The organism is Ahrensia marina (assembly GCF_042140245.1).
Taxonomy (GTDB): Bacteria; Pseudomonadota; Alphaproteobacteria; order Rhizobiales; family MH13; genus MH13.
In genome coordinates, this window is record NZ_CP159483.1 from 1,301,497 (window position 1) to 1,318,481 (window position 16,985).

Consider the following 16,985-nt stretch of genomic DNA (forward strand, 5'->3'; position numbering starts at 1 on the left):
AGCGTTGAATTATCTGATATGAAATAACATGACAAGCCCAACTGCCGAAGTTGCCGCCGAAGGCGACGAGATGATCGGTTTCTCGCACCATGATCACACCCATTGCGTAGTGGCTGCACTTGAAACTGCGGAAAACTACTGTGCGGAGCACGGCCTGCGCTTTACACCGGTTCGCCGCAAGGTTCTGGAGCTTTTGCTGCAAGAGCACCGTGCTTTGGGAGCTTATGTCATCCTCGAGCTTCTGGGAAAAGCCGGGTTTGGCTCTCAACCACCAGTGGCCTACCGCGCGCTCGACTTTCTCACGGAGCACGGCTTTGCCCACAAAATCGAGCGGCTCAATGCTTTTATAGCTTGTTCCCACCCTGGCGAGAAGCACTCGCCCGCGTTCATGATTTGCCGACTATGCGGCGCCGTTGCCGAAGCACACGCAGCACCGGCCAAAGGCGTTTTGGGGGCGGCCGCAAAGTCAGCTGGTTTTCGTATCGAGAGGACCGTTGTCGAAGCGGAGGGCATTTGTCCTGCCTGCGTGAACCTTGGTCAGTCATGAGTTTGATCAGCGTACAGGATCTTAGCGTCGCTTATGGCGCTAGCACTGTTCTGCGTGGTGTTCGGCTGAACGTTGAACCTGCAGAGATTGTCACAATCGTTGGACCGAACGGTTCGGGTAAGACAACTTTGCTACGTGCGATGATCGGCGCTATTGCCCCATCAAAAGGCAGCATTGTGCGACGCCACGGTTTGCGGATTGGCTATGTGCCACAGAAGCTGCACATCGACAAAACCTTACCCATAACTGTGGAGCGATTTCTACGCCTGACGGACAAAATCGCAAAGGCCGAGTGCATCCAAGCACTCAAACAAGCTGGCGTTCCTAATCTGCTCAACCGCCAGATGTCGCAACTTTCTGGGGGCCAGTTTCAACGCGTACTTTTAGCACGCGCGCTGACCGGTAGGCCAGATGTGCTGCTACTTGATGAGGCGACGCAAGGTCTTGATCAATCCGGCTCAGCGGCTTTTTACAAGCAGATCGAGGCCGTACGAAACACGACCGGCTGTGCTGTCGTTATGATCAGTCATGAACTGCATGTGGTCATGAGCGCCTCGGATCGGGTCATTTGCCTCAACGGGCATATCTGCTGCGAAGGAACACCTGCGATGGTCGCCTCAGCACCAGAATATCGCGCGTTGTTTGGGTCAGGAACGGCAGGCGCACTTGCGCTTTATCAGCACAACCATGATCACAGCCACGACGACGAACACGACCATTCTGGTCCCATCGAGCGCGAGGCTGCCGAGTAATGCTTGATGACTTTATGGTCCGTGCGACGCTTGCTGGTATCGGTGTAGCGCTTGCCGCTGCGCCGCTTGGATGCTTCATCGTTTGGCGCCGTATGGCCTATTTTGGTGACGCAACAGCCCATGCTGCCGTGCTAGGTGTTGCATTGTCTCTTGCTCTGGACATGTCGATCTTTTTGGGCACAGTTGCAGTCTCTTTAGTGATGGCCGCCACCGTCACACTGCTCTCCCAAAGAAGCTACGCCATGGATACACTGCTAGGAGTGATGGCGCATTCCGCTCTGGCATTTGGCTTAGTAGCAGTGTCCTTTTTATCGGGCATTCGCATAGACCTTATGGCCTATCTGTTTGGTGATATTCTCGCGGTCTCGCGAACTGACTTGGCTGTGATCTGGTGTGGTGCTGCTCTCGTTGTCGCATTAACTGCTTGGCGTTGGTCGGCTCTATTAACTTCGACGTTGAACGAAGAACTTGCCTATGCCAGCGGTATGGATCCCAGACGCGAGCAAATGGTACTAACGCTATGTCTTGCCATCACCGTTGCTGTGGCAATCAAAGTTGTTGGCGTGCTCCTCATTGCGGCGATGCTCATCATCCCCGCTGCTGCGGCACGTACCCTGTCCCGGACCCCTGAAGCTATGGCGATGTTTGCTGCAGCCATTGGTGGATTGTCCGCCATTTTGGGGTTACGAAGCGCTTACATACTCGACACCCCTGCTGGGCCCACGGTCGTGTGTGTGGCGGCGCTGTGTTTTGTTGGCTTGGGTCTGTTCAGCGCGGTTAGCGAACCTAAAAACAGACACCCATAGCGCGAAGCATATGTCCGCTATGGGGATTGATCGGCCTTTAGCACTGGGCCGCTTCAGACGAGTTTCTCAGCCGCCCCTGTTGCCCCTTGCCGAGTTGACATTCGCCAGGCTCAGGCTTTGGTTTGAAACAGTAGCTGCTGATATCGTTGGTTGCGTGCCCCCGCAACCATCTCGTTCAAGATAACCTATATAAATCAGTATTTTAGCTAGACGGCTGATGGTGCCCAGAATCGCAATTCAACAAAATCAATTACTTAGCTTTGCAGGTACAAATCACCCGCAACCAACCCACAATGACATTTTGTTCAGACCGCGATGCCGGGCCATCATCCGCCGGATGTTGGATTTCAAGATCAGCGACGGCGTATGGCCTCCAAACTTATGCTGCGAGTTGGGTGTAGCGCTGTCGACAGTTGGAAGGCAAAGCGGTCATACCCAAAGGGCAGGCTCGCAGCGACGTTGCTGAAAAAAGCCGCTAGGATTGGACCATCGTCGGCGGCTTCAGTTTGCCCAATGCTTTGGGAGACCAAAGGCGATGATGGAACCACGACATGCGGGGCTGATCATTTGGTGGTATTTCGCCAAACCACGTCGGGATCAGCCTCTCAAACCTTCTCGTGCAGGCGCGCGGGCATAGCCGACGCCAGGAATGACTGGGTAGGGCGCATGCGAGTAGTGCTTGCCGAATGTGTCTCCGGTTGCAAGGCACCACTTATGGAGTTGCTTGCGATGCGCATTGAGTACATCGGCATAGCGAGTCTCCACGGCGAGGTTCACTAGCTCTCCCGGATCGTTCTGTAGATCGAACAACATCTCGCGATACTGGCCACGATCAAACAGCGTGTACTTGAAGTGCTTGGTGCGCAGCATTCGCAGTTGGACATCGGTCTTATCCATCTGCGACTCAACGAACAAGGTGTCCCGCCAGACTGGATCGCGCTCTTCCACGACGGGTTTTACTGACAACCCATCCAGCCCGTCCGGTATGGGGGCGTCGGCGAAGTCGAGCAGTGTCGGCATCAAGTCGAGGCCCGTATTGACCATCGCCTCGGTCACGCGACCCCTTGGGTTCCTCACATGCTCCGGAAGCCGGACGATGAAGGGCACCCGCACAGACTCCTCATACGACGTGCTTTTCTGGATGAGCTCGTGGGCACCGTTGTGCTCGCCGTGATCCGACAGCATGATCACAACCGTGTTCTCGGCCAGCCCCGTGTCATCAAGGACCGCCAGCAGGCGGCCGATCTCGACATCCACCTTTTCACACAGCCGGAAGTAGACATGACGGAAACGTCGCCAACGCTCTTGTGTGAAGCCATATTGCTGCGGCGGCATGCCCTTGCGCAGATCGCCTAGAACCTTTGCCTCAAAGGCCGGTCGGGCATGATTGAATGGCAGGTTTGGGTAGTTGGCGGGCAGGTCGTCGTCCCGCTCAACCTCGCCCCAGGGCAGCACCTGATCGCGGCCATGCTCACAGATGTTATGGGGATTGTCGAAGGACGCGAACAGGAGAAACGGTTGTGTGTGATCCTGCCGCAGGAACGCTTCGCAGGCGTCGGCGAGATAGGTATCGGAAAAACCGCAGACATTCTGAAAACCGAATATCTCGGCGTCCTTGCCCATATCGATGTTGGGCACGTGCCATTTGCCGGCCCATCCGGTGCGATAGCCGGCAGCACGCATTAATGGTCCGGTGGAGCAGGCGATATCATCGGCGGTCAAACTGGACCCGTTGGTCATTGCTCCGATTTGATGCGGCCAACGTCCGGTCGCCATTGCTGCGCGGGAAGGACAGCAGAGCGGGAAGGCTACATAGGCGCGGTCGAACCGTACGCCTTCGTGGGCCAACCTATCTTGGTGAGGGGTGGCGACATCCGTGCTGCCCACACAACTCATGGCGTTGCCATTTTGCTGGTCGGTCATGATGACCAGGATGTTCAGGCGATCAGTCATACGACAGTTTTCAAGGTAGAGCCGCGCATCATCAGTTTTGGATGCAAAACGATTTTCTGCTCGGTTTCCTGACCATCAATCTGTTTGAGGAGCAGCTTCATGGCGGCCCGGCCGATCTCATAACGCTCAACGCCGAGGGACGTGATGGTGGGTGTAACAAGCTGTGCCAGATCAATGTCGTCAAAGCCGATCAAGGCGAGATCCTTGGGAACGTCCAACTCCAGATTGCGTGCTGCCTGCAGGGCACCGATGGCCGTGAGGTCGTTGTAGCAAATAAGGCCATCAATCGAGTCGTGTTTGGCCAGCATTGACGCGGCCGCGGTTTCACCGCCTTGGATGGTTGGGTCGCAATTGACCATGTCGACTGGCGCCAATCCGCGCGCTTCCATCGCCTTTTGAACGCCGCGAATACGTTCTACAGCGCCGAACGACCAATCCGGACCAGCAATTAAGCCGATCTGCCTTAGCCCGATTTCTGTTAGGTGATCGACGGCGAGCCGGGCGCCGAGGGCGTAGTCAACTGTGACAGAGCTTGCGAGCTCCGGATCGCTCTCGCGGTTGACCAGAACGACCGATTTGGTTGGAGCCAACGCCTTTTTAAGTGCAGCGTCCTCCATCCGCGCCGAGCACCAGATGATGCCGTCCACCTGTTGTGCCAGCAGTTTCTCCAGAACCTCAGCTTCGCGGTCAGCGCTTTCGACCACGTTGGACAGGATCAGCGTGTAACCACTGGCTTGGGCGACGCTTTCCGCACCGCGAAAGATCTCAGGGAAGAAGGGGTTGGAGATGTCCGGAACGATGACGCCGATGATCGAAGATCGCCGTGACTTCAAACTACGCGCCATGGCGTTTGGGCGGTAGTTGAGTTCACGGGCTGCTTGGCGAATGCGCCTTTGCGTTTCTTCGGACGCGCCGCCACGATTGTTGAGAACACGCGAAACGGTCATCCGCGACACGCCGGCGCGGCTTGCGACATCTTCTAGTGTGAACAGGGTCTCGTCTTGCGCCATTTCAGAAATTCAGTTGACGTCGAAAGATGATCGGTTGTCTTTATTGAGATAACGATAACGTTTCCGCTCCGCAAGGATCATTTTGCAGGTACGCCATATTTTGCGGTGCAGCGACGATTTCCGGTTGACACATGGAACTCGTTTCAGGCTTATTTACGTTATCGATAACCTAACTTCGTCACGGCACGACATAGGACCTCACAGAATGGCCCGCCGTGTCGCCTGATCCTTGAGGGAGGAAGCATTGTGACCCACCAACCGCGACTCATTTCGGACTTGTGCAAGCTAGCCTCAATCAGCGGCGCCTTGGCGCTATCGCTGTCGTTGGCGGCAACGCCCATTATGGCGCAATCCTACTCCGAGGCGCCGATGCTTGCTGATCAGGTGGCAGCCGGCGATTTGCCGCCGCTTGATGAGCGCCTTCCCGCCACGCCATTGGTCGTGGAACCGCTGGAAAGCGTCGGTAGCTATGGTGGCACCTGGCGCCAGGCTATGCGCGGCGGATCGGACAATTTGCTGGAGCGTACGATTGGTTACACGCGGTTGGCGCGCTGGAACAGCGCCTGGACAGAGGTTGTGCCAGATGTGGCCGAGAGTGTGTCGGTCAACGAGGATGCCACCGCGTTCACATTCATGCTGCGCGAAGGGCACCATTGGTCGGATGGCGAGCCTTTCACGTCGGCCGATATCATGTTCTGGTACGAAGACGTGTTGATGAATACGGATATCACACCGTCGGTGCCGTCATGGTTGCGCTCGGGCGATGACCCGGTGGTTGTGAGTGCGCCGGATGAAACCACGGTCGTTTTCACCTTTCCTGAGCCAAACGCCCTGTTCCTGTTCAACATGGCGACAGTGCGAGGTTCGGACGTTCTGGCCGGGTCGCCACGGCATTGGCTGGAACAGTTCCATGCCGATTATAATGCCGAGGCTGATGCCATGGCTCGCGAAGCGGGCGCCGCTGATTGGGTGCAGCACTTCGCCTCCAAGATCCAAGGGCCGCACGCGCGTTGGCGCGACGAAGGGCGCCCCGTGCTTGATCCCTGGATGCTGACGGAACCATATGACGGGTCAGGTCAGGTCGTGGCTGTGCGCAACCCTTACTACCACAAGGTCGACACGGACGGTCAGCAGCTGCCTTACATCGATGAAGTGACCTACGGCGTCTTTGAAGATCGCCAGGCGGTGATCCTTGCGGCCATCAACGGTGAGATTGATTTCCAGAACCGCCACATCGAGACCACCGATGCGCGGCCGCTGATCGTGCAAAACCGCGACCAGGGCAATTACGATCTATGGATCGCGCAACCGGCCTGGTCGAACGCCATGATGATCATGCTCAACCAGACCCACAAGGACCCGGTTCTGCGTGAGATCTTTAACAATCGCGATTTCCGCGTCGGCCTCAGCCATGCCATCAACCGGCAGGAGCTCAATCAGATCATTCATGCCGGCACATCGCGTCCGTGGCAGGCCGCACCGCGCCCGGATACGGCTTTGTTCAACGAAGAATTGGCCACGCAGTACACCGAGTTCGACCTTGATCTTGCGAACCAGTATCTGGACCGGGTCCTACCGGAGCGCGACTCTGATGGATTCCGCCTGCGCCCTGACGGTGAACGGCTGTCGTTCAACATCAATGCGCTGACGTCCCGCCAGTTTCAGATCGACTCGCTTGAGCTGATTAAGAACTACTGGGCTCAGGTCGGTGTTGAAATGAACGTGGCTCCCGTCGAGCGGTCTCTCTCCGAAACGCTGCGTCAAAACAACGATCACGATGCCAATGTCTGGATCGGCGGTGGCGGTTACGACATGCTCGGCCTGCTGGACCCGAAATGGTACTTCCCGTTTGAATGGCAGTCCTCTTATGCCAGCGCTTGGGGCATCTGGGTTCAAAATCCCAATGATCCGAACGCCGAGGAACCGGACGCTGCCGCTCTCCGGCAGTTGGAACTCTACCGTCAGCTGCAGGCGACGCCTGATCTGGACGGGCAGCTCGATCTGATGCGGGAAATCCTGGCGATTACTCAGGAAGAGTTCCGCGTTATCGGCACGGTCATGGAGCCTGATCGGGTTGGTATCGTGAACCGTGATCTGCGCAACGTGCCGCGCTCCATGCCCAACACGTTCTTCTACATGACACCCGGGCCGGCGGTTGCGGAACAGTTCTACTACGCGAACTAATCCGACTGCGCTAACCTCGTCTCTCCCCCCACATTTGGCGGTGCCGCGCCTCCTCATCCCTAGAGGCGCGGCACCAATCCTGATGACCGACGTCTAACGCGACGACCTCAAGTTGGGAAAGCTAGAGCCATGCTGACCTACATTGCACGGCGCATCCTCTTCATGGTGCCCATCACGCTGGCGATATCGCTCGTGACGTTCATTATCATCCAGCTTCCGCCGGGCGATTTCGTCACTGCATTGTCCGCGCAGGCTTCGGAAAACAATGAGCAGATCGATCCGGAGACGCTGGCCGCACTCCGCGAGCGTTATGGATTCGACCAGCCTGTGATCGTCCAATACTGGAAGTGGATCGCCAACATCGTTTTCTATGGTGATTTCGGCCAGTCGTTTGAGTGGAATCGGCCTGTCAGCGAATTGATTTGGGACCGGCTCGGTCTGACGTTGGTTGTGTCGCTGGCCACTTTAATCTTCGTCTGGGTTTTGGCCTTTCCGATCGGCATCTACTCGGCAGTCAAGCAGTACTCATTAGGCGACTATATCGCCACCTTCATTGGCTTCATCGGGCTGGCCGTTCCGAACTTCCTGCTGGCGCTTGTCCTTATGTACGTTACGTCACGCTTTATGGGCGCGAATGTTGGCGGGCTGTTTTCAGCAGAGTACGCCAACGCTGATTGGTCCTGGGGCAGGGTGGGTGATCTGATCAATCATCTATGGGTACCAGTCATCGTTTTGGGCACAGGTGGAACCGCGGCGCTGATCCGCATCATGCGCGCCAACCTTTTGGACGAGTTGAAGAAGCCCTATGTGGAGCTTGCCCGAGCGCGGGGCCTGTCTGAGACCTATCTCCTTCTGAAGTATCCCGTCCGGGTAGCCCTTAACCCATTCGTTTCGACGCTCGGTTGGATTCTGCCTACCCTGGTTTCCGGCGCAGTGGTGACGGCCATTGTCCTCTCCCTGCCGACAACCGGGCCTTTGCTTCTCAATGCGCTGTTTGCGCAGGACATGTACCTGGCTGGCGCATTTATTCTGCTGCTATCTATTCTCACACTGATTGGCACGCTCGTCTCTGACATCCTGTTGGCGTGGCTGGATCCAAGGATCCGCTATGAGTGATGCCGTCCTCAGCCCACCGGCAAAAAAACCAACCGACACGTCCGCGCTGACGAAGCCAGAGAAGACGGTCGCCGCCTCCGGGCAGTGGCGACTGATCTGGCTACGTTTTCGTCGCCACAAGCTCGCGTTTTGGAGCGGGATCGTGGTTATTGCGATTTACGCCGTGGCGCTGTTCTCCGACTTCATTGCGCCAACAACTGCCTTCTCGTACAGCGCGCAATACACTTACGCTCCGCCGCAGATGGTCCGTATGTTTGGGCAGGACGCCGATGGCAATCGCCACCTTTTCTACGTCCACGACTACACGGTCACGGTTGACCCGATAGCGCTCCAGCGCTCGTTTGAACTGGACCGCGAAACCGTCATCCCGCTTGGCTTTTTGGTGCGCGGCGAGCCCTACCGTTTTTGGGGTCTTATCCCGATGGAACATCGGTTGTTCGGACCAAAGGAGGTTGGGCAGCCCTTCTATCTTTTTGGTGCCGACCGGCTCGGACGCGACGTCTTCTCGCGCACGATCCATGGCACCCGCGTCTCCATGTCGATCGGTCTGATTGGCGTCGCAATCTCGTTGGTGATTGGCATCATTCTTGGTGGCATATCGGGACTCGCCGGTGGCTGGGTAGACGAGGTGATCCAACGGACCATCGAGTTCCTCAAATCCATCCCGACCATCCCACTGTGGATGGGGTTGGCGGCGGCCATTCCGCTCAACATCCATCCGTTGATCGTCTATTTCTGGATCACGGTGATCCTGTCCCTCATTGGATGGACCGACATCGCCCGCATCGTGCGCGGCAAGTTCCTTTCGCTGAAAACCGAAGATTTCGTCACGGCCGCAAGGCTTGATGGCTGCGGACAGCAGCGCATCATCTGGCGGCACATGGTGCCGAGCTTCATGTCGCATCTGATTGCATCCACGACACTCGCCATCCCGGCCATGATCCTGGCGGAGACTATGCTGTCCTTCCTCGGCATTGGACTGCGTCCACCAGTGGTGAGTTGGGGCGTTTTGCTGAAGGAGTTGCAAAGCATCCTCGCCGTTGCCAATGCGCCTTGGCTGTTCCTGCCAGGCTTGGCGGTCATCATCGCGGTGCTCGCGCTCAATTTCCTTGGCGATGGCCTGCGCGATGCGGCCGATCCTTATGGACGCTGATGTCATGAGCGAGCCGCGCAATTTGATCGAAGTCGAGGACCTGCGCACGCATTTCTTCACCGATGAAGGCGTGGTGAAGGCCGTTGACGGCGTAGCGTTCACGATACCTGCGGGCAAGACCGTCTGTGTCGTCGGGGAATCGGGATCGGGCAAATCGATGACCGGCCGATCAATCCTCAACATGATTCCCTATCCGGGGCGCATCTTGGAAGGCGCGGTCAAGTGGCGTCCGAACAGGGCCGAGCCGACCAACCTTCTTTCGCTCGACCCGAAAGGCAAGGCCATCCGGGCGATCCGCGGCAACGACATCGCGCTGATCTCCCAGGAACCTATGGCGGCGCTGTCGCCTGTACACACCATCGGCAATCAGATGGTGGAAACGATCAGGCTGCATCTCGGCAAAGGCAAGGCGGAAGCGCGGGAGCGGGCCGCAGCCATGCTGGCCAAGGTCGGAATTCCCAAACCCGAACTTCGTCTCGACCAGTACGCCTTCCAGCTTTCCGGCGGCATGCGTCAACGGGTTTGTATCGCGCTCGCCGTGGCGTGCGAGCCGAAACTTCTGATCGCCGATGAACCAACCACGGCGCTTGATGTCACCACCCAGGCGAACATTCTCGATCTGTTTCAAGAACTAGGAGATGATCTGGGTGTCTCGATCCTGTTCATCACTCACGATCTGGGTGTGGTCGCGGAAATCGCAGACCAAGTCGTCGTCATGTATCTAGGCCAAGTCGTTGAACAGGGTCCGGTGGAACAAATCTTCCACGATCCGCTGCATCCTTATACCCGTGCCTTGCTCGGGTCCGTTCCACGCGTGGCTCGGGGTAGGGCGAAACGCCTCAACACCATCCGCGGTATGGTGCCATCGCCGTTCGACCGTCCACATGGCTGCCTGTTTCATCCCCGCTGCGATCTGTTTGAGGCCGGTCTTTGTGACCAGTCGGTGCCGCCGTTGCAACGCTATGGCGATGACCGCACGGCACGGTGCTTCAAGGCTGGGGGTGCAGGATGAGCCGTTCGCTTGTCGAGGTCCGTGACCTCAAAATGCACTTCCCCATCAAGGCCGGCTTGCTACGAAAGACCGTTGGGCATGTGAAGGCCGTGGATGGCGTCAGTTTCGACATTCTGGAAGGTGAAACGCTTGGGTTGGTCGGCGAGTCCGGCTGTGGCAAGTCGACCATTACACGTGCGCTACTTCGGGTCTATGAGCCGACGGACGGCCAGATGATCTATCACGGGGATGGCGAGAACCCGGCGGATCTTGCCTCCATGGATGAGGAGACACTGACGCCCTACCGGCGCGACATACGTCTTGTTTTTCAAGATCCTCAAAGCTCGCTGAACCCGCGTCTTCCGGTTGTCGACATCATTGGGGAGGTGTTGGCGGTCAATGGCATTGCAACCGGTTCTGAGCTGCGCGACCATGTCGCCGACTTGATGCAACGGGTCGGCCTTCGCCCGGAAATGATGCACCGCTATCCGCACGCCTTTTCCGGAGGCGAACGTCAACGCATCGGTATCGCCCGCGCGTTGGCACCAGAACCTAAACTGCTCATCGCTGATGAAGCCGTTTCTGCTCTTGATGTCTCGGTGCAGGCGCAAACGATCAATCTGCTGATGGATCTGCAGGAGGAGTTCGGACTTACCTACCTTTTCGTTAGCCATGACCTCTCGGTTGTCCAACACATCTGCGATCGCATCGCGGTAATGTATGTCGGCAACATTGTTGAGATTGCGCCGACTGATGGCCTGTTCGAAACGCCGCGCCATCCCTACACCGAGGCGCTCCTTTCGGCAGCGCCGATCCCGGACCCGACTTTGCGCGGCAAGTCCTCCCGCATCCGTTTGCCCGGTGAGGTGGCCGATCCTGCCAATCCGCCGCCCGGATGCCCCTTCCATCCGCGCTGCCGGTTCGCCACTGACATTTGCAAAACTGACAAGCCGGGTTTGCGTGGCGTGAGCACGGATGGGCACGAAGTTGCCTGCCATCACGCCGACGATTTGACCCTCGCCAACGCCTTTGACGGCGCCGCATCCCCCCAACACGACCAGCCGATGGAGACCGCCTAAATGGCTCGCCTCATACCTGCTTCCGATACTAAGAACGCGCCCATTGTCGGCGCTGGAGACGAGACGCTGAGCCTTATCACCTTTCGGCTGGTTGAACTGACCGCAGGCGAGACTCTAACCCTCGTCGAGCCCGATCATGAGGTGTGTCTGGTTCCTTTCTCTGGAACCGTTCACGTGGAGGTGGACGGACAGCGTTTCGACGATTTGGGCGGGCGAGATGACGTCTTTTCTGGCCTTGCCGACTCCGTCTATGTGCCGGCCAACCGTCGGATCTCCCTTGTGGCTTTTTCCAATTGCGAGATTGGTGTGGCGGGTGCGAAAACGGAAGAAGATGCTGATGCCACGCCCTTTCGCGTGACGCCGGATGAGGTCGAAGAGGTGGAGGTCGGGTCGCGGGAGACCCATTCGCGCCGCCGCATCCGCCATATACTCGGTCAGAGACAAAACGGCCGTGTTCAAAGGCTTCTTGTCTCAGAGCTTTATGCCGATCCGGGATGCTGGTCCGGTTATCCCCCGCACAAACACGATACTGATGATGGCGTCAAAGAGACCAACCACGAGGAGCTTTATCACTACCGGTTCAATCCGGAGACGGGGTTTGGTGGGCAGAGTTGTTACAATGAAGGCGAAGCGCCAACCACCTTCACGACCCGTCACGGTGATACATTCTGCCTTGATCGCGGGTACCACCCAACCGTCACCTCACCGGGCCACGAGGGGTATATCTTCACGGTTCTGGCGGGTTACACACAACGCGGCCTAGTTCAGCGCTTCGAGTCTCGGCACGCACATTTGATGGCAGCGATACCTGGCATTCAGGGTATGCGGGACGCGTTTAAATGACCGCATCGCCAATAACTATCCGCCCTGACCTTTCCATGGCGCACGCCTTCGATAGATTTTGGCGGGGGACCGGGTTCTCACCGGGCGAGTTGCTGCTGACGCCTGAGATGCAGCGGACACTGAAGCTGCTAAGTGCGACCCCGCGAAAGGGCATCGAGTATCTGCGTCCGCATTTCCTTCTCAACCTCGTTCGCAAGACTGCCAATGGTTATGACTACGCGCTGCTGGAAGACGCTATCGATGTCATGGTCGGCAACGGGTTCGTTCCGTTTTTCGAGATCATGGGCAATCCGTCCGATGCGTTCGATTTCCAGGGAACCGATTGGGCGCCGGCATGGCGCGATCTTGTGTCGGAAATGATCCAACGCTTTGCGGACCGCTATGGCGAGAACGAACTGCGTCGCTGGTATTTTGAAAGCTGGAACGAGCCGGACCTGCCATGGTGGCCTTCGGATGAGACGGCGTTCTTGGCCTATTACGATGCCTGTGTGGCCGGCCTGGATGCGGCCATGCCGGGCCTTACTGTCGGCGGCCCTGGCACCGCGCGGACTTTGTCTCCGATGTTCAAAGCGTTTGTGGCCCATTGCGATGCTGGCGAGAACCGGCTGACTGGTGAACGCCCCCGATGCGACTTCATTTCGGTGCATGAAAAAGGCGTCGAAAAAAGCTTTGAGGACATCGCGCCCGATAGTGTTGGTATCTGCAAGCGCGAATGGCAGGCGATCGATTATCTGCGCAAGCATCACCCAGCCCTTGCAGATCTGCCGATCATCAATAATGAGTGCGACCCGCAGGTTGGTTGGTGGCAGCATCACACGTGGCGCGCAACGGCCTATAAGCCTGCCATCATTGCAAAAATCATCGATCAACATCAGCGCCTGCTTGCCGACCATGGCGCGCCCATGGGTATGTTGTTCAACGACAATGGCTTTATGGGTGAGTGGGGCCAGCGGACCCAGTTCACGCTGTTTGGAGGGCGCTCGGTCTCCAAGGCGCAGTCAGAACATGAAACCGATCTGGAGCGCGTCGATGAGCTGCGGTGCGCTGATCCGTTTTCGCTGGTAAAGAAGCCCTCGTTGAGTGTGATGGATATGCTTGCCCAGCTAGGAGAAACCCGCGTCCCGATACCCGGCCTCACGCCGGACGAGGATGGTCCCGGCGCGCTTGCCACCCGTGATGAATCCGGCAACTGGGCCGTCCTGCTCTACAATTCGCGCGACGCGGTGCGTGTTTCCGGTTCAAGTACAGTATCTGTCCGCCTCCCGGGTACCGAGGGTGCTTGGGATGTGCTCGTGCTGACGCTGGATGACATCGAGGCCAATCCTTTCGTCGTTTGGGAGGCGACCAGCCTGCCGAAACCACCGGTTTCACCCAAACTGACAGCACCGATCGATGTGTTGGACGCCATGCGCCGCGCGGCTGAACCGCGCCAGCGTTTGCGCCGGCGCTTCTTGGGTGAGATCAGTCTCGATCTTGAGGTTCCACTTCCCTCGGTCGCACTGGTGCTGGCCGCGCCGGCGAACGATGAAGCGCCTCCGCCGCCACCTGCCCACTTGCAAGAGATAGATGGTCTGAATGGACCGGAATGGCTGGTTTCGTGGGAGGAAGGCGGCGCATTTGGAATGCGCCATGACGTTGCCTTAGACAATGGCTCTGTTAGCGATCCCGTTCCGGTGCTTGATGCACCCATTCTTGCGAATGCGTTTGTTTTGTCCGCCATTCCAAACAAACGCGTCATGGTACGCTCGATTGCCTTGTCTGGGGCCACGAGCGAATGGGTCGAGGCGGCGCAAGTCTGATGTCGTCGCTGTTTGATCTCACGGGGAAGACGGCGCTTGTCACCGGCTCTTCCCAGGGCATTGGCCTTGCGCTGGCCAAGGGGTTGGCCGAGTCCGGGGCCAGTGTTCTGTTGAACGGTCGAAATGCTGAACGGCTGGCCGATGCATCCGCGAGTATGCCCGGGAGCGTTGGTCTTAGCTTCGATGTCACCGACGCGGAGGCTGTGAAACAGGCCGTCGATAGTTATGAGGCGAACTGTGGCCCCATTGACGTGCTGGTCAACAATGCTGGAATGCAACTGCGTGGTCCGCTCGAAGCCTATGATCCCGCCGACTTCGATCGCTTGATGCGCACCAACGTGAACTCCGCTTTCTACGTCGGGCAGGCCGTCGCCAAGCACATGATTGGCCGGGGCGCTGGAAAGATCATCAACATCGCGTCAGTTCAAACGGCCTTGGCCCGGCCTGGAATTGCGCCTTACACCGCCTCAAAGGGTGCCGTCGGCAATCTGACGAAGGGTATGGCTACCGACTGGGCGAGATACGGCCTGCAGGTCAATGCGATCGCGCCGGGGTACTTCAAGACGCCGCTCAACGAGGCACTTTACACCGATGCTGATTTCAGCGCTTGGCTTGAAACCCGTACACCGGCGGGACGCTGGGGCGAGGTGGATGAGTTGCAAGGCGCTTGCATCTTCCTAGCCAGTTCAGCCTCAAGCTTCGTGAACGGTCAAACGCTCTTCGTCGATGGAGGCATCTCTGTCAGCCTTTAGCAGGGCGAATCTCGATTGTTTTCCAAACGTCGAGCTCGTTCAAAACGAAACTGCCATCCGCCCGCCGCTTTAAATCGTTGCCGTCTGGCACGGTGCGCATTACTTCCGCATCGGCAGAGATGATGGTGTTGCGGACGGGCACACAATCGGCCAGCGGCCTTTGGCCGACGGCATTTACAAGATGCAGAACCAGCCGATCGCCCTGTTCGAACAAAGACGCATGGACGCCGGTCGGCGCCTCGATTTGGACCTTTTGCGGCTTGGCTACATGATCCAGCGCCGCAAGAACCAGGTTCCTATGGTCCGGCAGACCGTAACGTGTGACCAAGCTGCCGATTGCGTGAGCAAAGTAGACGGCCTTGGTCGTCGAAATCACGGCTGGGAATCTTGATATCTCTGGTTTTCTGACCCGCTCAGGTGGTTTGCCCACACCTCCACGCGCTGCGAAGGGCGTGGCGAGCTTCGCCCAAACCGCCGCGTCAGAGCGTGGCACCACCTCTTGAAAGGGCCCTTGCCCCGCCACGAGTGTTGTGCCGCTCAATCGCCTTGAGAGCGGCGTTTCAGCCGTCAAAGACAGATAGCTGGCGTAAAGGTCGTCAACGCGTTCTCCAGCCGATGCGATGCCCATCAGATTGGCCAATGCAGGTGTTGAGCGCGCTGCTCCCGTTTCATCGCGCCAACCCGTACGGAAGGTCGCGATAACAGCGCCACCGGCTTCGGCGAACCGGGTGATGGCTGCTTCCTCATCTTGGGACAAGCATTCCACTGATGGAAGAATAAGAGCGTCCAGGCCCTTCAAACTTTCATCGGTTAGGTCCGCTTCGCTGAGCGGATGATAAAACCGTCTTGCGCTCGTCAAGACATCAACTAGCCCTGCCGCTTCACTGTGATTGGATCCGGAAGGTTTGCGGCGGGCGATAACAATGCCGATGGAGGCGAATGCCTTTGTATCCTTCAGCCATGGCTCGGCTGCCTGCGCCCGTTGATTGGCCCATCGGATATCGTCGAGCAGGCGCGTGTCTTGCTGCTGATCTGGTAAGCTTGTGAGCGTGTGCCAAAGGCCGCCGCCGTTTGCCAGCACCTGAGACAGCCACATGCGAGCCTCGACCGACGGCAGCCCGACATGGCGCCAGCTCAGCCCCGGCGTGGCGTGAACAATGATCACTGGTGGTTTGTCACCCATGGCCCGCCGACCGACTTTGGTCGTTAGAGCGGCAAACCAGGAAGGCCGTTGCGTTTCCAGGCCGCCATCCAGCCAATCGAGAGGTTGAGAGGTCAGTAGGTCCGATGTGTCCGTGAGTTGGTCCAGATCGCGATATTGAAAAGCGTTGAACCGACCGAGGATCAAGCAGTCCGGGTCAACCTGGGCGATGGTCGCGCCCCAGGCGTTCCATGTCTCGAAGAAGGCTGCGCTGGCGGAATCGGTATCGGTTGGCTGCGGCGCGCCTTCGCTTGCGTCCAGAAAGGATTCAGGTGCGTTGAAAAAGACAGCATCCAACGGTGTGCGCCAATGCGCTTCGGCCAGTATCTCCAGCGCGACTTTTCGCCGGTAGGCGCCTGTCATGGCGGTGGCGATTAGGGGCGGCATGCCGTCGGATCGCGGACCACCGATTTCTAGCGGTGCCCCGTCATCGGTGCGAGCGACCCAGTTGGGGTTTTGGTCAGCCAGTGGCTGTTCGATCAGTGAAAAATCGTAGCGGCCAACGAAGGCGAGACCTGCCTCGCGTGCTGCTTTGGCAGCCTCGGCCACCATGTCGCGACCATCGAGACTTGGATGAATGGTGTGGCCCGGCACCTGGCTTGGATACCAGGCATAAATGCCGCCGGTGTTGAGCACGATACCGTTCGCGCCGAGCGCCTTCACTTGGCTTATTAATGCCGGCGCATCGATCATGCTGAGATCATCGAGCCCAAGATTAACCTGTATCAGCCGCGCCAAAGCCGGCCATGATGGTTGGGATGGGCTGCCCCTAGACTTGATCGGCGCTGGTTTTTCCTGC

14 protein-coding genes are annotated in these 16,985 nt (G+C 58.0%); 11 read left to right on the forward strand and 3 right to left on the reverse strand.

Annotated features, from left to right (window positions below):
* Nucleotides 1-28: 28 nt before the first annotated feature.
* The 3 genes from ABWH92_RS06450 to ABWH92_RS06460 are packed head-to-tail and all read left to right on the forward strand — an operon-like array spanning nucleotide 29 to nucleotide 2,105.
* The gene (locus ABWH92_RS06450) at nucleotides 29-547 is read left to right on the forward strand and encodes a transcriptional repressor (RefSeq protein WP_375573203.1); all 519 of its coding nucleotides are present in this window, start codon (nucleotides 29-31) and stop codon (nucleotides 545-547) included.
* A complete protein-coding gene (locus tag ABWH92_RS06455) occupies nucleotides 544-1,299 on the forward strand; it encodes an ATP-binding cassette domain-containing protein (RefSeq protein WP_375573205.1) in 756 nt (251 codons plus the stop codon). Before ABWH92_RS06450 ends, ABWH92_RS06455 begins: the two co-directional genes overlap by 4 nt.
* Nucleotides 1,299-2,105: an iron chelate uptake ABC transporter family permease subunit gene (locus ABWH92_RS06460; protein WP_375573206.1), complete on the forward strand. Its 807-nt coding sequence runs from the start codon at nucleotides 1,299-1,301 to the stop codon at nucleotides 2,103-2,105. The genes ABWH92_RS06455 and ABWH92_RS06460 overlap by 1 nt, the downstream gene beginning before the upstream one ends.
* Before the next feature lie 597 nt (nucleotides 2,106-2,702).
* Here the strand turns inward: ABWH92_RS06460 and ABWH92_RS06465 are convergent.
* Nucleotides 2,703-4,058, reverse strand: coding sequence for a sulfatase (locus tag ABWH92_RS06465; protein ID WP_375573208.1), 1,356 nt, complete (start codon nucleotides 4,056-4,058; stop codon nucleotides 2,703-2,705).
* Entirely contained in the window at nucleotides 4,055-5,077 is a 1,023-nt protein-coding gene (locus tag ABWH92_RS06470) for a LacI family DNA-binding transcriptional regulator (protein ID WP_375574202.1), read from the reverse strand. Before ABWH92_RS06470 ends, ABWH92_RS06465 begins: the two co-directional genes overlap by 4 nt.
* A 237-nt stretch (nucleotides 5,078-5,314) precedes the next feature.
* Between ABWH92_RS06470 and ABWH92_RS06475 the strand changes: the two genes are divergently transcribed.
* From ABWH92_RS06475 to ABWH92_RS06510, 8 genes are all read left to right on the forward strand, one after another.
* Complete coding sequence (locus tag ABWH92_RS06475; protein WP_375573210.1) at nucleotides 5,315-7,252, forward strand: ABC transporter substrate-binding protein; 1,938 nt, start codon at nucleotides 5,315-5,317, stop codon at nucleotides 7,250-7,252.
* 129 nt (nucleotides 7,253-7,381) lie between these two features.
* Nucleotides 7,382-8,368, forward strand: a complete 987-nt coding sequence (locus ABWH92_RS06480; protein WP_375573211.1) for an ABC transporter permease — start codon at nucleotides 7,382-7,384, stop codon at nucleotides 8,366-8,368.
* Nucleotides 8,361-9,521, forward strand: a complete 1,161-nt coding sequence (locus ABWH92_RS06485; protein WP_375573213.1) for an ABC transporter permease — start codon at nucleotides 8,361-8,363, stop codon at nucleotides 9,519-9,521. Before ABWH92_RS06480 ends, ABWH92_RS06485 begins: the two co-directional genes overlap by 8 nt.
* Complete coding sequence (locus tag ABWH92_RS06490; protein ID WP_375573215.1) at nucleotides 9,496-10,533, forward strand: ABC transporter ATP-binding protein; 1,038 nt, start codon at nucleotides 9,496-9,498, stop codon at nucleotides 10,531-10,533. Before ABWH92_RS06485 ends, ABWH92_RS06490 begins: the two co-directional genes overlap by 26 nt.
* Complete coding sequence (locus ABWH92_RS06495; protein WP_375573217.1) at nucleotides 10,530-11,591, forward strand: ABC transporter ATP-binding protein; 1,062 nt, start codon at nucleotides 10,530-10,532, stop codon at nucleotides 11,589-11,591. Before ABWH92_RS06490 ends, ABWH92_RS06495 begins: the two co-directional genes overlap by 4 nt.
* The gene (locus tag ABWH92_RS06500) at nucleotides 11,592-12,434 is read left to right on the forward strand and encodes a 5-deoxy-glucuronate isomerase (protein ID WP_375573218.1); all 843 of its coding nucleotides are present in this window, start codon (nucleotides 11,592-11,594) and stop codon (nucleotides 12,432-12,434) included.
* Complete coding sequence (locus tag ABWH92_RS06505) at nucleotides 12,431-14,233, forward strand: glycosyl hydrolase (RefSeq protein WP_375573220.1); 1,803 nt, start codon at nucleotides 12,431-12,433, stop codon at nucleotides 14,231-14,233. Before ABWH92_RS06500 ends, ABWH92_RS06505 begins: the two co-directional genes overlap by 4 nt.
* Nucleotides 14,230-14,985, forward strand: coding sequence for an SDR family oxidoreductase (locus tag ABWH92_RS06510; RefSeq protein WP_375574203.1), 756 nt, complete (start codon nucleotides 14,230-14,232; stop codon nucleotides 14,983-14,985). The genes ABWH92_RS06505 and ABWH92_RS06510 overlap by 4 nt, the downstream gene beginning before the upstream one ends.
* On the opposite strand, the gene ABWH92_RS06515 is transcribed toward ABWH92_RS06510, so the two are convergent.
* A complete protein-coding gene (locus ABWH92_RS06515; RefSeq protein WP_375573222.1) occupies nucleotides 14,975-16,879 on the reverse strand; it encodes an alpha-amylase family protein in 1,905 nt (634 codons plus the stop codon). The two genes, ABWH92_RS06510 and ABWH92_RS06515, sit on opposite strands and share 11 nt — an antisense overlap.
* Nucleotides 16,880-16,985 lie beyond the last annotated feature (106 nt).